This is a genomic window from Collinsella aerofaciens, assembly GCF_015553355.1.
GTDB classification, from domain to species: Bacteria; Actinomycetota; Coriobacteriia; order Coriobacteriales; family Coriobacteriaceae; genus Collinsella; species Collinsella aerofaciens_V.
The window spans coordinates 13787-28065 of sequence record NZ_JADNGN010000033.1 but is presented as its reverse complement, the minus strand read 5'-3'; the positions used below and the strand labels follow the sequence as shown (position 1 = coordinate 28065).

The 14279-nt window shown below is 59.9% G+C and carries 15 protein-coding genes; 8 read left to right on the top strand and 7 right to left on the bottom strand.

Annotation, left to right across the window (positions count from 1 at the left end; genetic code table 11):
- Positions 1-140 precede the first annotated feature (140 nt).
- The 3 genes from I2D57_RS08130 to I2D57_RS08120 all read left to right on the top strand — a co-directional run bounded on the left by I2D57_RS08130 (position 141) and on the right by I2D57_RS08120 (position 2563).
- A complete protein-coding gene (locus I2D57_RS08130) occupies positions 141-566 on the top strand; it encodes a potassium channel family protein (protein WP_035136976.1) in 426 nt (141 codons plus the stop codon).
- A 36-nt stretch (positions 567-602) separates the two neighbouring features.
- Positions 603-1136 carry an LOG family protein gene (locus I2D57_RS08125; protein WP_195362117.1) on the top strand — a complete coding sequence of 178 codons (534 nt, stop codon included), beginning with the start codon at positions 603-605 and terminating at the stop codon, positions 1134-1136.
- A 125-nt stretch (positions 1137-1261) separates the two neighbouring features.
- On the top strand, positions 1262-2563 hold the full coding sequence (locus tag I2D57_RS08120; RefSeq protein ID WP_195362116.1) for a chloride channel protein: 1302 nt from the start codon (positions 1262-1264) through the stop codon (positions 2561-2563).
- A gap of 90 nt (positions 2564-2653) precedes the next feature.
- On the opposite strand, the gene I2D57_RS08115 is transcribed toward I2D57_RS08120, so the two are convergent.
- Genes I2D57_RS08115 through I2D57_RS08105 form a run of 3 tightly spaced genes read right to left on the bottom strand, consistent with a single transcriptional unit; the run spans position 2654 to position 4634 of the window.
- Positions 2654-3352: an ABC-2 transporter permease gene (locus I2D57_RS08115; RefSeq protein ID WP_195362115.1), complete on the bottom strand. Its 699-nt coding sequence runs from the start codon at positions 3350-3352 to the stop codon at positions 2654-2656.
- Positions 3349-4230, bottom strand: a complete 882-nt coding sequence (locus tag I2D57_RS08110) for an ABC transporter ATP-binding protein (RefSeq protein WP_195362114.1) — start codon at positions 4228-4230, stop codon at positions 3349-3351. The genes I2D57_RS08115 and I2D57_RS08110 overlap by 4 nt, the downstream gene beginning before the upstream one ends.
- A gap of 23 nt (positions 4231-4253) precedes the next feature.
- Positions 4254-4634 carry a GntR family transcriptional regulator gene (locus I2D57_RS08105; protein WP_118388727.1) on the bottom strand — a complete coding sequence of 127 codons (381 nt, stop codon included), beginning with the start codon at positions 4632-4634 and terminating at the stop codon, positions 4254-4256.
- Positions 4635-4950: 316 nt separating this feature from the next.
- Here I2D57_RS08105 and I2D57_RS08100 point away from each other — a divergent pair, with 316 nt between their 5' ends.
- The 3 genes from I2D57_RS08100 to I2D57_RS08090 all read left to right on the top strand — a co-directional run bounded on the left by I2D57_RS08100 (position 4951) and on the right by I2D57_RS08090 (position 8133).
- Positions 4951-6564 (top strand): peptide chain release factor 3, encoded by a 1614-nt coding sequence (locus I2D57_RS08100; protein ID WP_161161758.1) that lies wholly within the window; start codon positions 4951-4953, stop codon positions 6562-6564.
- A gap of 156 nt (positions 6565-6720) precedes the next feature.
- Positions 6721-7443, top strand: a complete 723-nt coding sequence (locus I2D57_RS08095) for a VUT family protein (RefSeq protein ID WP_229055701.1) — start codon at positions 6721-6723, stop codon at positions 7441-7443.
- Positions 7444-7452: 9 nt separating this feature from the next.
- Positions 7453-8133 carry an SDR family NAD(P)-dependent oxidoreductase gene (locus tag I2D57_RS08090; RefSeq protein WP_195362113.1) on the top strand — a complete coding sequence of 227 codons (681 nt, stop codon included), beginning with the start codon at positions 7453-7455 and terminating at the stop codon, positions 8131-8133.
- Between the two features lie 50 nt (positions 8134-8183).
- Here the strand turns inward: I2D57_RS08090 and I2D57_RS08085 are convergent, their stop codons facing one another.
- Together I2D57_RS08085 and I2D57_RS08080 are read right to left on the bottom strand one after the other, a co-directional pair.
- The gene (locus tag I2D57_RS08085) at positions 8184-8909 is read right to left on the bottom strand and encodes a uracil-DNA glycosylase (protein ID WP_195362112.1); all 726 of its coding nucleotides are present in this window, start codon (positions 8907-8909) and stop codon (positions 8184-8186) included.
- An 88-nt stretch (positions 8910-8997) separates the two neighbouring features.
- Positions 8998-9906 (bottom strand): DMT family transporter, encoded by a 909-nt coding sequence (locus I2D57_RS08080; protein WP_195362111.1) that lies wholly within the window; start codon positions 9904-9906, stop codon positions 8998-9000.
- A 158-nt stretch (positions 9907-10064) separates the two neighbouring features.
- Here I2D57_RS08080 and I2D57_RS08075 point away from each other — a divergent pair, with 158 nt between their 5' ends.
- Entirely contained in the window at positions 10065-10931 is an 867-nt protein-coding gene (locus I2D57_RS08075) for a LysR family transcriptional regulator (RefSeq protein WP_195362110.1), read from the top strand.
- 27 nt (positions 10932-10958) lie between these two features.
- Here I2D57_RS08075 and I2D57_RS08070 read toward each other — a convergent pair whose 3' ends face one another.
- Positions 10959-12341 carry an MATE family efflux transporter gene (locus I2D57_RS08070; protein ID WP_195362109.1) on the bottom strand — a complete coding sequence of 461 codons (1383 nt, stop codon included), beginning with the start codon at positions 12339-12341 and terminating at the stop codon, positions 10959-10961.
- A 177-nt stretch (positions 12342-12518) separates the two neighbouring features.
- Here I2D57_RS08070 and I2D57_RS08065 point away from each other — a divergent pair, with 177 nt between their 5' ends.
- Complete coding sequence (locus tag I2D57_RS08065) at positions 12519-13334, top strand: putative RNA methyltransferase (protein WP_195362108.1); 816 nt, start codon at positions 12519-12521, stop codon at positions 13332-13334.
- 128 nt (positions 13335-13462) lie between these two features.
- Here I2D57_RS08065 and I2D57_RS08060 read toward each other — a convergent pair whose 3' ends face one another.
- The gene (locus tag I2D57_RS08060; protein WP_195362107.1) at positions 13463-13864 is read right to left on the bottom strand and encodes a hypothetical protein; all 402 of its coding nucleotides are present in this window, start codon (positions 13862-13864) and stop codon (positions 13463-13465) included.
- Between the last annotated feature and the right edge of the window lie 415 nt (positions 13865-14279).

Below are 14279 nucleotides of genomic sequence, written 5' to 3'. Positions count from 1 at the left end.
GCCTGACCCCATATCGTTGGGGCCAGGCCCGATTTTGCCTCTTGACAATGTCCTGCTCATATTAAAAGGAACGTCCCTAACTGCCGGTTGTGGGACAATACCGAGCGAACGTGATTGGGCGTCTGGGAAAAGGGGTCGCGATGAACAAGTTGAGGACGCTTGCCGACGTGCTGCGACAGGCTGGCTTTGCGCGCATCACGGGCCTGTTTCTTATCTTTTACCTGCTATGCTCGACGGCCGTCTGGCTGTCCGAGCCCACGACCCTCACGTTTGGTGATGGCCTGTGGTTTAGCTTTGAGACGGTCTCGACGATCGGCTTTGGCGACATCCCGGCCGAAACACCGGTTGCCCGCGCCATTACCGTCGTTCTGAGCGTTATCAGCATTTTTTACATCGCCATGCTCACGGGTGTGGCGGTGAACTACTGCAATACGCTTATCAAGATGCGTCAAAAGGACACCATGGCGCGCTTTATGGATGATCTGGAGCATTTGGAAGAGCTCGATCGCGACGAGCTCGCCGATCTTTCGCGCCGCGTGCGCGAGTATCGTCGACGCCAACGCTAGAGCGGGTGCCGCGCGTCACGATGAGGGGGACTGAATATGAACATCACCGTGTATCTGGGTGCCAGCGCCGGCAATGACCCAGCATTTCTGCCTGCGGTGCAAGAACTGGGCAACTGGATTGGCTCCAACGGACACGCGCTGGTATACGGCGGGTCCAAATCGGGCCTGATGGGCGCGCTCGCCGATAGCGTGCTCGATGCTGGCGGACACGTGACGGGTGTGGAGCCGAGCTTTTTTATCGAGGCCGAGTTTCAGCACGACGGAATCGACGACCTTATCGTGACGAGCGATATGGCCGAGCGCAAAGCCAAGATGATCGAGCTTGGCGATGCCTTCATTGCCTTTCCCGGTGGGACGGGAACGCTCGAGGAGATTGCCGAGGTCATGTCCGCGGCGTCATTGGGGCACCTGAGTGCTCCGTGCATCCTGTATAACCTGGACGGTTACTACAATGACCTTAAGGCGCTGCTTGGGCACATGATTGATAAAGGGCTTTCGAGCCCGAGGCGCCAGCACGGCATCTACTTTGCCCAGGATCTGCACGAGATCGCATCAATTATCAACGGATAAGCCTTGAGCCTGTCCCGCCGGGGTCCCCGGTGGCTCCGCTTGCGGCGCAGACGGTTGGCTTGACTGGGCAACGCTCGCTCTACAATAAAACGTATCTATGTCGACTTTGACCGCGGGAGGACCCGATGGATAACCTTGCCAAACCCACAAACCGCGCGCTGTTTTTGGTTAGCGTTGCCGTGACCGGTGCGTTCGCGGGTGCCGCGGTCTGGCTGTTCTTTTTTGCGATGGAGCATGGTATCGACTATCTATGGACCGAGATTCCGAGCGCGCTGGGCGTCGCTTCGCCCGAGCTTGCCAGCGGCCCGTTTGGCTTTCTGCCGTACCCGTTTTTTGTCTGCCTGCTGGGCGGCCTGTTAATCGGTCTGTTCGAAAAGATGACGGGCACCAAGACCGATGACCTCAACCAGGTGATGGCTAAGGTTAAGCAAGACGGGCGCTACCCGTACGACAACCTGGGCAAGCTTTCGCTCGCAGCATTGCTGCCGCTGCTGTTTGGCGGCAGCATTGGACCGGAGGCCGGCCTGACCGGCGTTATCGCGGGTCTGTGCAGCTGGGTCGGCGACCGTATGCGTCGCTTTGGCGCCGAGTTTAGGGAGCTCACGCTGCTGGGCACCCAGGCTGCCCTGACGGCGCTCTTTACCGCGCCCGTCTTTGGCTTTGTGGCGCCGCTCGCCGGTAGCGCCGACGGCCAGAGTGCTAATGACGATGAGTCCGCGTCCGACGAGATCACGATCAAGCTGCCCAAGGCGCAAAAGACCGTGGTCTACGGTATCGCGATCGCTGGCGGTTTGGGCACCTACCTGCTGCTTGGCCAGCTTGTGGGCGGCGGCATGGGTATGCCGAGGTTCGAGGCCGCCGTGGTGGGCAACCTGGAGCTTACCTGGCTCATTCCTCTGTCGCTGATCGGAACAATCTGCGGCTGGCTGTACTTTGTCTCTGAGCACGCGAGCGAAGCGCTTGCCCATGCAATAGGGGCGCGCCCTGTCGTCAAAGCCATGCTGGCCGGTCTGGCGCTCGCCATCTGCGGTACGGTTTTGCCCTGCACCATGTTTGCCGGCGAGACCCAGGCCGACGTGCTCATGGAGACCTACCTCACCATTCCCGCCGGCATGCTTATCACGACCGGTTTTGTCAAGGCCATGCTGACCCCCGCCCTCATCAACCTTGGTTGGCGCGGCGGTCACTTCTTCCCGGTTATCTTCTCGGGCGTAAGCCTGGGCTATGGCCTTGCCATCCTCACCGGCGCAGATCCGGTCTTTTGCGTCGCCGTCTGCACGGCATCGACGATGGGTGCGGTCATGCGTCAGCCGGTCATGGTCGTGGGCCTGCTGCTCATGTGCTTCCCCCTCAAGGGTATCGTCTGCATGATCATCGCGGCCGTCATCGCCGCCGGCATTCCACTGCCCAAGCCGCTGCGCAAGTAGTACAGTGGCGCACGCCGGGGACATGCCCTTTGCCACGGATTTGCGGGGAGGGGGGGCGATCGCGTCCTTCGCGGATTGAGACTCGTGTGGCTACAGATCGCGTACTCGATAAACCTTGGTGCTGACGGTGCAGCTGATTGCGCATAGTGCGAGCGCCAGTACGGCAATTCCTGCACACAGACAGCCAAGGACGGCAGGATCGGGATTCGCCCCGGCAATCGACATAGGCCAGTTGCTGATGGGGTTGGAGGAGCTCAGCGCTGCCATGGTAAGGCATCCGAGTAGGGCAAACAGGCCAACGGATAGGCGCAGTGCCTCCATGTATCCAAATCGGAAGAACAGCGGCTGTGCCAAGAACACCACCATGAGGGAGATGAGCATCGATGCTGCCGAGGCAATTGCGATCTCAAAGATGGTTTGTCCTGTCGAGGCCACGCCCGCGCTGTTGAAGAACGGAAGGGCGATGATGTTCAAAAGCACGGCGGCGCAGGCCATGATGGCCGAGAAGACAACGATGCACAGGTAGCGTGCGCAAATTATGTCTTTGCGCGTGAGAGGCAGCGTTGCCCGATAACGCTCCCATCCGTTTTGATTGTCGAAGCCGGCCAGCGAGCTCATGACCATGATGGGCGACATGGCGCTGACCGCGCAGGCGCCGGCGCTCATGCCGGAATCGCCATCCGACGCGTTGGCAAGGGTTAGCACGACGAAGATGAACAGGCCGACGCCCGCGATGCTCGGGGTGAGCGTGCGAACGATGGCGAGCTCGGACATAAAGGCGCGTTTCATTTCGAAGCCCCTTTCAGCATGAGGCGCAGATAGTCATCAATGGTTGCCCGATCGCAGGGAATCTCTGGGAAGGCCTCGAGCGTTTCGCGACGGTTGGGCACGAGCACGTCCACGCTATAGGCGTGGTGGATGTCACGGGCGCCTTCGACGCACGCCATGAGCTCCGCGGCCTGTGCCTGGGTGCAGTGGGCGATGCCGGCGCGGTCGGTAATGTCCTCGCGTGGCAGGTCAAACACAATCGAGCCGTTATCGATGCAGATGACGCGGTCGGCAGCACGATCGAGATCAGACGTAATGTGGCTCGAGAGCAGCACGCTGCGCTGGCCGTCGGCGACAAAGGCGAGCAGCTCATCGAGCAGTTCCTCGCGTGCCATGGGATCGAGGCCCGCGGTGGCTTCGTCCAAAACGAGCAGCTTGGCATTGTGGCTGAGCGCGCAGGCGAGCTGCAGCTTCATACCCATGCCGCGGGAGAGGTCCTTGACCTTTGTCTTGGGATCGAGGCCAAATCGGTTGATGAATCCGGCGAACGTTTCGCGGTCCCACGTGGGGTACGCCGGGCCTACGAGCGCCTCGATCTGGCCGACCTTGAGCGTGGAGGGGAAGGGGCATGTGTCCAGCACGAGGCCGATGCGAGAGCGCAGGTGGCGTTGCGACTCATCGGGCGCGTCGGTGCCACAGCGCTGCCCAAACAGGTGCACCTCGCCGGCATCGAGCTTTATAAGCCCAAGCGTGGCGCGAATGGTCGTCGTCTTGCCGGCGCCGTTTGCGCCCACAAAGCCAACAATTTGGCCGGGCTCCACGGCCAACGTGACGCCACGTAGCGAAAAGCGGTCGCTCACGCGGCGTGAGATGCTTTTGAGTTCTAGCAAGTTTTGCATGGCATAGCCTTTCTTGCAGATGGTTACTGCATGGTTTCGGGGGCTACCAGGTCGAGCATTTCGTGCAGTTTATCGCGCGTGACGCCCACGGCTTCGGCTTGCGTTGCTGCCTGTGCGAGCAGCTCTTCGATATGGCAGAGCTGATTTTCGCGCAAGAGTTCTTGGTTGCCCTCGGCGACAAAACAGCCCTTGCCCTGCACAGTGCAGATAAAGCCGAGCTGCTCCAGGTCGGCGTAGGCGCGCTTGGTGGTGATGACACTCACGCCAAGATCGCTCGCGAGTGCACGGATGCTGGGGAGTTTGGCTCCCGCAGCAAGCGTGCCCGAAAGGATCTGAGCTTTGACCTGCGAGGTTATCTGCTCGTAGATGGGCTTATCGCTCGAATTGGATAGGATGATGTCCACAGCGGCTCCTTAGCTGATGGGCTACACGTGTATATAACCGGTAAGCACAGTATATACACACTATGCACAGTTATGCAAGAGGAAATAACGGGGCCGTCCGTCCCTCTACTCATTCATCTCAATCTGTAACATCTGGAGGTCAAAAACCCTTCTAGGTGTTACAGATTGAGACAACCCATCGCGGAACACCGCTGACATTCCACCGTCCGAGCCCCAACTGATGAATTTGTCCTGATAGGCGCCCTAGGGCGGGATTTCGCGGCTACAATAATACGGTTACAACGACGTAATGCACTCAATGCAAGAAAGGATCCGCATGGCAAGCCTGTCGGATGAAATCTCGTCGCGCCGCACATTCGCGATCATCAGCCACCCGGACGCCGGTAAGACCACACTGACCGAGAAGCTGCTGCTCTATACCGGCAGCATTCAGACCGCCGGCTCGGTCAAGGGCAAGAGCTCGGCCAAGCATGCCGTCTCGGACTGGATGGACATCGAGAAGGAGCGCGGTATCTCCGTCACCTCCTCGGTGCTGCAGTTCACCTACAACGGCGCCTGCGTCAATATCCTCGATACCCCCGGCCACCAGGACTTCTCGGAGGATACCTACCGTACCCTTATGGCCGCCGACGCCGCGGTCATGGTCATCGACGGTGCCAAGGGCGTCGAGGCCCAGACCAAAAAGCTCTTTAAGGTCTGTACACTGCGCCACATTCCCATCTTCACCTTTGTGAACAAGCTCGACCACGATGCTCGCGATCCGTTTGAGCTCATGGAAGAGATCGAGAATGTCCTGGGCATCAATACGTATCCCATGAACTGGCCGATCGGCAGCGGCCGCAACTTCCGCGGCGTGTTCGATCGTCAGACTCGTCGCGTCATTGCCTTTGAGGGCGACGGCCACGCCAACGCCACCAAGAAGGTCGCCGAGGTCGAGGCCGAGCTGGGCGATCCTTCCATGGATGAGCTCATCGGCGAGGAGAACCATAAGAACCTGATGGACGACATCGAGCTGCTCGATGGTGCCGGCGACGAGCTCGACTTGGATGCCGTGGCCTGCGGCAAGCTGAGCCCGGCGTTCTTTGGCTCGGCGCTCACCAACTTTGGCGTGGAGCCCTTCCTCAAGGAGTTCCTGCGCCTGGCCCCGACGCCGCGCGCCTATACCGATACGCTCACCGGCGAACCGGTCGATCCCTGCCGCGACGACTTTAGCGGCTTTGTGTTTAAGATCCAGGCCAACATGGACAAGAACCACCGTGACCGTATCGCCTTTGTGCGCATTTGCTCGGGCAAGTTCGAGCGCGGCATGGACGCCTTCCACGTGCAGGGCAACCGCAAGCTCAAGCTTGCCACGGGCACGTCGATGATGGCCGACGACCGCGCCATCGTGGACGAGGCGTACGCGGGCGATATCGTGGGCCTGTTCGATCCGGGTATCTTTAGCATCGGCGACACCGTGTGCTCCGGGAAGCGCCACGTGCAGTATCCGCAGATCCCGACGTTTGCCCCCGAGATGTTCGCTCGCATTACGCAGGTCGATACGCTCAAGCGCAAGCAGTTCGTCAAGGGCATGGAGGAGCTTGCCCAGGAGGGTGCCATCCAGATCTTCCGCGAGCTGGGTGCCGGCATGGAGAGCGTCATTGTGGGCGTGGTCGGCGTGCTGCAGTTTGAGGTGCTCGAGCGCCGCCTCAAGGCCGAGTACCGTGTTGAGGTTCGTCGCCAGCCGCTGCCCTATACGGACATCCGCTGGATCCAGAACGACCCCGACACCATCGATATCCCGGCTCTTTCGCTCACGCGCGACACGCTACGCGTCGAGGACATGCGCGGCGGCAAGCTGCTGCTGTTCACGAGCCCGTGGAACGTGGATTGGGCAACCGACCACAACCCCGACCTTATCCTGTCGGAGTTTGGCAACGTAGCCTTTTAACGCATCGGCGCGGTGGCCCTGCGGTGCCACCGCGCTGCTTGCTTGCCTGATGCCGTGTGAGCGGCTATCATACCCACCGTCGTCTCAAGACCGGGGCGTCCGAGCAGTTCGGATCCGATATCCTGCTCGTTAAACCTAAAACCAAAGGAGTACATAATGATCAAGAAGGTCATGGAGGACTATAAAGTCCTGTTGCGGAGCATTCCCGCGGCAACGGTTTCGCTGTTTTTCGTGAGCGTCATCATGATGAACCTGCTGGCCAACAAAGAGCTTATCAGCCTGCCGTATCTGGCGCTCGACTGTGGCTTTGTGGTGAGCTGGGTTTCGTTTTTGTGCCAGGACATGATCTGCAAGCGCTTTGGCGCCAAGGCATCCATCCAAATCTCTATCCTCGCGCTGCTGGTCAACCTGGCCGTGAGCCTGTGCTTTTGGGCATGCTCACTCACGCCCGGCATGTGGGGCGCCTACTACGACACCGGCATGATCGAGGTCAACACTGCCCTTAACGCCACCATCGGTGGCACCTGGTACGTGGTGCTTGGCTCGTCGCTTGCCATGCTCGTTTCTGCCGTGGTTAACTCCACGCTCAATCAGTCGCTCGGCCGAATGGTCAAAAAGAATAATTTTGCGAGCTTTGCCTTCCGCTCCTATGTCTCCACGGGCGTTGGCCAGTTTATCGACAACCTGGTCTTTGCCATCGTGGTGAGCCACACGTTCTTTGGCTGGACCTGGGTGCAGGTCCTTATGTGCTCGCTGACCGGCGCTGTTGCCGAGCTGCTGTGCGAGGTTTTCCTGAGCCCCGTGGGCTACAAGGTCGTGCGCGGCTGGGAGCGCGAGAATGTGGGCTCCGAGTACCTCGAGCGCCACGCAACCGCCTAAGGAGCAAGTATGCGGGTTTTGATCACGGGTGCTTCGGGCGGTATCGGAGCCGCATGCGTGCAACGATTTTTGGACGAGGGCCACGAGGTCGTGGGCTTTGATTTGCTACCGGCGGCGATCAAACACGAGCGCTACCGCCATCTGATCGTTGATGTTCGCAAGCCGGACGCGTTTCCAGACGATCTTGAACCCCAGGTGATCGTGAACGTTGCCGGTACGCAGGATTCGGCTGACGACATCGCCGCCAACCTGTATGGCACCATCAACGTGACCGAGCGCTACGCCTTTGCGGGGGAGGGGCTTGCCGCCAAGCCGGCGCCGGCTATCAAATCCGTGGTCAATGTGGGGTCGGCGAGCGGGCATACGGGATCGGAGTTTCCTGCCTATGCTGCCAGCAAGGGCGGCGTTATCGCCTACACCAAGAACCTTGCAAACCGCCTGGCACCGCAGGCCATTGCCAACAGTGTGGACCCGGGCGGCGTTATCACGCCGCTCAACCGTTGCGTGATGGAAGACGAACACCTGTGGAACCAGATTATGGAGCTCACGCCGCTTAAGCGCTGGGCCACCGCCCAAGAGATCGCCGAGTGGATCTACTTTGTGGGCGTGACCAACCGGTTTATGACCGGGCAGAGTCTGCTAATCGATGGCGGCGAGGCCGGCCGCACACAATTTATTTGGCCCGAATAGGAAATGCGCCCGATGGAAAGCCGTCGGGCGCATTTTTGATGTATCGATTGTTAGCCGAGGCAAGTCCAGTTGACGGGGGTCGAGTCGTGCTGTTCGAGTAGCCGATTGGCTGCCGAGAAGGGACGCGATCCCATAAAGGCGGGGAGTTCTGCCGTGGCACGGTTGGCCGAAAGCGGCGAGGGGTGCGTAGAGGCCAGGCAGAACTTGCCGGTTGTCTTGCCCGCACCAGTTGCGACGATCTTGCCTTCGACCATCTGCTGGGCAAAGCGACCCCATGTCAAAAAGACTACCGGCTGGGGCAGCTGGCAGCAGCGTTCGATAACGTAGTCGGTCAGGGTGCTCCAGCCCAGTTTGGCGTGCGAGTTGGCGGCATGCTCGCGCACGGTGAGCGTAGTGTTGAGGAGCAGGACGCCCTGCTGTGCCCATGGGGTTAGGTCTCCCGTGGCGGGAATGGGGCAACCCAGATCGGCGTTGAGTTCCTTGTAAATGTTACGCAGGCTCGGCGGTAGCTTGGTTTGCGTCTCGGGGACCGAGAACGACAGCCCCATGGCCTGGTTGGGTCCGTGATAGGGGTCTTGACCCAAGATGACAACCTTGACCTGGTCGGCCGGCGTGTAGGCGAGGGCATTGAGGATGTCGTCTTGTGCCGGGTAGATGGTTTGCTCAGCACGCAAAAGGGCGATGCGCTCGAGCAGCTGGTTCGTAGTGTCACGTACCGGCTGCGGCGCATCGCCCAACCAAGTTGCTATGTTGCGGTCGCGGGACGCGGCGTCCATGGGGCTCCTTTACGTCAGATGCTCTGCTGGCATCTATTGTAAAGGCGCACCGGTTGCCTTTATGCCGCGGCTGTATGAAGAGTGGGGTCTACGAGACGTGCTCGGGCGCTCCTGCCATGCGGGCATGGTCGTGAGCATGCGCATGAAGGCGCGGGAGCTGCACGGTTGCCGCCATGACGCCGGTGAGGATGAGGGCGGCGCCAAAGAAGGCGATGGGGCTCAGGACCTCGCCGACCAGGAAGAACGAAAAGACGGCGGAGCAGACCGGCTCGAGCGAGAAGGCGAAGCCAGTGGTCTCGGCAGGCACGTGGGGCTGCACGAGTGTCTGGGTGATAAAGCCGTAGGCAGAGCAGATGAGCGCGAGGGCAACGACGACCACGATCTCGCTGGGCGTACTGGGAAGTGTGAAACCGCCAAAGACGCATGCGGCAATGCCCGAGAACAGGCCGCCAAAGCCCAGCTGCCAAACGCCCAGGGACAGCGGATCGACTTCTTCGACAAACCGCTTGGCGACAATGATGTGTCCGGCGTAGATAAAGGCGGAGAGCAGCATGATGAGCGCGCCCGGGTTCAGGCTGGTGAAGTCGGCACCCGAGAGCAGCAACATACCGCAGGTGACGATGGCCGTGCCGATGAGCACCTTGCGCTCGGGGGCGCGACGCAGCAGGGCTGCGTTGGCAAACGGCACGATCACGACCGTCAGGCTCTGCAAAAAGCCGGCAGTGGAGGCGGAGGTGAGGCTGGAGCCCAGGCACATGCAGGTGAGCTCGGTTGCCATAATGGCGCCGATGATGGCGGCGCGGACCATAAGGTCGCGGTTGATGCGCAACGCGCGCTTGTGGAAGAGCAAAAGGCAGGCCGCGAAGGCGATGATACAGCGCAGCGCAACGATGCTCGTGGCGTTCATGCTGTCCATGCCGATCTTCATGAGGGGGTACGAAAAGCCCCATGCGACGGGAACGGAAAATGAGAGCGCGATTGCTTTTTTGCGATCCATGGGACTCCTTTTGTTACAGAACGGTTTCGCAAAAAGGATTCTGCTCCCAGATTTGGATGTAGTAAAGCGAATGTATCTTCAGTATGATTAAGAAACGCTAAAGTTGGTGCGAAAAGCGCTGGCAAAACGTTTTACGGCTGCATTGATGTGGAGGCACGATGGCATCGCGGTATCAGATTGTTTGCATGGTGGTCGATTGCGGCAGTCTGAAACGTGCGGCGGACGAGCTGGGCTATACGCAAAGTGCGGTGAGCCAGGCCGTCAAGGCGCTCGAGCGCGAGCTGGGTACCACGCTTATCGAGCGCGGTAAACAGGGCGTTTCGCTTACGCGCGACGGCAAGCAATATCTGCCGTACCTGCGCCAGATTGTGACCGCCGAGGCCGAGCTCGAGGGCAAGCGCCAGGAGCTGCTGGGGCTTTCGTCGACCGATATTCGCATCGCGACGTTTACCAACGTGAGTCGTACCGTGCTGCCGCGTGTGATCCGCGACTTTGGTGCGCTGCACCCGGGCGTACGCTTTACCCTCAAGCAGGGCGATTACACGCGCAACGCCCAGTGGGTGCACGATGGCGTGGTTGATTTTTGTTTTACGGCGCGCGGATTTACCGCTGGGCTCGAGAAGCGCGTGGTCTATCACGACGAGTTGGTGGCATTGCTGCCGACCGCGCATCCGCTGGCGGCAAAGGAAAAGGTGACGCTCGCCGACTTGGCGTCCGAGCCGTTTGTGCTGCTGGATGAGGGCGAACAGAGTCTGGTGCTCGATGCATTCGCAACGCACGGACTGTCGCCGCACGTGACGAGCGAGGTCACCGACGACTACACCATCATGGCGATGGTGGAGGAGGGCCTAGGCGTGAGCATGCTGTATCGCCGTACCGTTGAGGGCATGCGAGCCGATATTCGTGTGCGGCCCATCGTACATGCCCCCTCGCGCGACGTTGTGGCCGCCTGGCGCAGCTGGGACACCATGCCCATCGCCACGAGGCGCTTTATCGACTATATGAGCTCGCATATTGTCAGTTAATGACTGGCGTGGCGTTGAGTGCGGTGTTTAGCGGGCTGTCGCTTTGGCTTGGGTGGCGCGATAGGTGCGTGCCGGGTGGCAGAGTAGTACCGCCACGACCATAAAGAACGCCGTGGTACCCAGGCTGATGGGGTAGACCATCATGATGTTCGCAAAGGTGCGGAAGTGCGGGAACACGCAGAACACCCAATAGAAGCGGATGCCGCAGACACAGATCATGGTGATGAGGGCGGGCGTGAGCGAGATGCCAAAGCCGCGCAGGTAGCCTGACATGTTTTCGTAGAACATGCTAAAGGCGTACGCCGGGAAGATCGAACACACGCGGATATAGCCGATCGAGACGATGTTGGGGTCGCTGTTGAACAGCGACAAGATCTCGCGCCCCAGGCCGACAATAACGATAATCGTGGTGAGCGCGACGATACCGCCTTCGACCAGGCAGACCTTGAGCGTTTTGGTGCATCGGTCGATCTGGCGGGCACCGTGGTTTTGTCCCACAAAGGTGGTGCAAGCCTGGCTAAAGCTGTTGAGCAGGTTGTAGCACACGTATTCCAGGCTCATGGCGGCGCTCGATGCCGCCATGACCTCGGTGCCCAGGCTGTTGATGGCAGACTGGATGATGATGTTGGCGACGGCAAAGACGGCGCTCTGGATGCCGGCGGGCAGGCCAATCTTGACGATGCGCTTGAGGGCGACGGGGTCGATAGCCAGGTCGCGCGGGGTGACGCGGACGACGGAGTCGGTCTTGAGCAGGCGGATAAAGAGTGTAGCGGCGCTGACGGTGTAGGCGATGGCGGTGGCGATGGCGACGCCCGCGACGCCCCAGTGGAGTACGGGGACAAAGATGAGGTCCAGGCCAATGTTGAGGACGGTGGACACGGCAAGTGCCTGCAGCGGCATGCGGGTGATGCCGACGGAGCGGAAGATCGCGGCCTCAAAGTTGTAAAGCAAGATTGAGGGCATGCTCAGCAAAAAGACGCGTAGATAGAGCGAGGCGAGCGGCATGGTTTCGGCGGGAACGTTGAGCGCGGTGAGCATGGGCTCGGCAAAGATCTCGCCCAGCGCGATGACGACAAAGCCCACGAGCGCCATTAAAATCGAGGTATGGACGGCGCGTTTGACCATGTTCTGATCGTTGCGGCCGATAGCGTTGGCGATGACCACGTTGGAGCCAAGCGACATGCCAATAAACAGGTTGAGCATAAGGCTGGTAAGCGGAACATTAGAGCCGACCGCCGCCATGGCGAGGGTTCCCTGGTCGCCCGAGAAATTACCGATGATGACCGTGGCGATGAGGTTCGACAGCTGCTCTAAGATGCTCGTGGCGGCCACGGGGAAGGCGAACAGGGGAATATTGCGCCACAGCGATCCGGTGGTCATGTCAATGTGCTTAGATGCGGTGTCAGCCATACGCTCTCAATCTCTAATATCTCTTTCGTGCTTATTTGCGCAGATGATGATACTCCTAATCGACTAGTCATTGGGGACGTTCTTAAACGACTAGTCCTTCAAGAACGTCCCCAATGACTAGGTGGGGAAGGCGTGCGACAATGGTGGGCGTTGTGTTGTTCGCGCTAAGGAGTTGCCATGTTGTTGTGTCCCGTTTGCCATGAGCCACTGGCGGATAACGAGCGCGGTGCTGCATGCGCGGGCGGACACCGGTTTGACCGTGCGCGCGAGGGCTATCTATACCTCCTACGCTCGTCCAAGAGCGGCGATTCCATGGGCGATCCCAAGTCGCAGGCGCGCAGCCGACGTGACTTTCTGAACCGCGGCTACTATGCGCCGTTGCGCGATGCGATGGTTGAGCTGGTGCGCGAGCGGGTGTTTGGACGTGCCGCGTCTACGAACTGTCCCATGACGTTGCTCGATATTTGCTGTGGCGAGGGCTACTACACCAGCGCCATGGGCGCGGTGCCGGGCGTGGACGCTTACGGGTTTGATTTGGGCAAAGAGATGGTGCGCCTGGCCGCCAAGCGCGGCGATGCGACCTACTTCGTGGCCAACATGAAGGACATCCCCGTGGCCGATGGCGCCTTCGATATGGTGACCGAGCTCTTCGCTCCCTTTAACGAGCGTGAGTTTGCCCGCGTGCTGGCGCCCGAGGGCTCGCTCTACACCGTCGTGCCAGGTGCCCGTCATCTGTTTGGGCTTAAGGAAGTGCTCTACGATACACCGTACCTTAACGACGAGAAACTGCCGCAGACCACTGAGCTCGAGTTGGTCGGAACGCAGCGGGTGTCTGCGAATATTACGCTTCAGACCCAGGCCGACATCGAAGCCGTATTTCAGATGACGCCCTACTACTACCGCACGCGCCCTGCCGACAAAGAGCGCCTGGCAAACCTGGACACCCTTCAAACCGACATTGACTTCATCATCGCCGAGTACCGCCACAGCTAACGACCTGCCAAAAAGGGACAGGTTTATTTTGGTAGGTTTTATCTGGGCAAACGTAAAGGGCCGACCGCGGAGATGCGCGATCGGCCCTTTTTAGTTGCTTGGCTGCAGAGGTTATGAGAAGCGGGCGCTTACAGGCGGTCCTTGTTCTCGGCCTTAACCTCATGTGCCTGCTGAACAAAGAACAAGTCGTAGACCACGATGATAAAGGCGCCAAAGTTGATGGCGTCACCGCCAAACGCGGGAAGCGTGAGCACCGCCTGGGCAAGCGTGGCGACAGCGGCAACAATACCGAGCTTAAACGCGCCGTCTACCTGCGAAGGCTTGTTGGCGCCCTTGATACCGGCGACGCCTGCGGCAAGGTCGACGAGACCCTTGGCGATAAGCACGACCGCTGCGAGCGTGGCGTACGAACCGTACGTGGAATCGAGATTGCCCGTGGCGATACCGACGCCGGCAATGACGAGGCTGGCGATGCCCAAAACAAAGTAGATGAGGGCAAGGATTTTGAGAGTCTTGCGAGTGAAGCTCATGGCTGGTCCTTTCGATACGAGTACGCCAACTTGGCGCACCCAATGTGCTGCACATATGGTGAAGTACATTGTAGTTCAACGGGGCGATGCATGCGCTTGAAAGCGTCTCTTGCCTGTACGGTCCAACCTTTCAAAAAGGAAAGCTGGGCGTAAGCCAAATCGATGGCAGCGTATGCGCGGCGCTGCGATGATGGGGCCATGGTAAGAGCTGGACCGAAGGAGGAGCCATGATGTACGGAGCAGGGCAAGTGCGTGAGCCGCGGTCGTTGGGAAGGCGCATGAGTGATTCCGTGATCGCTGCTGTGTGCACGGGATTGATGGCGGTGCTTTGCATTGCGATGCTGTGGGCCATGTCGCATGTGGGACAATAGCGGACGGTTGGGTGCTGGCATAAACGGCGCCCCGCGTATTCGTT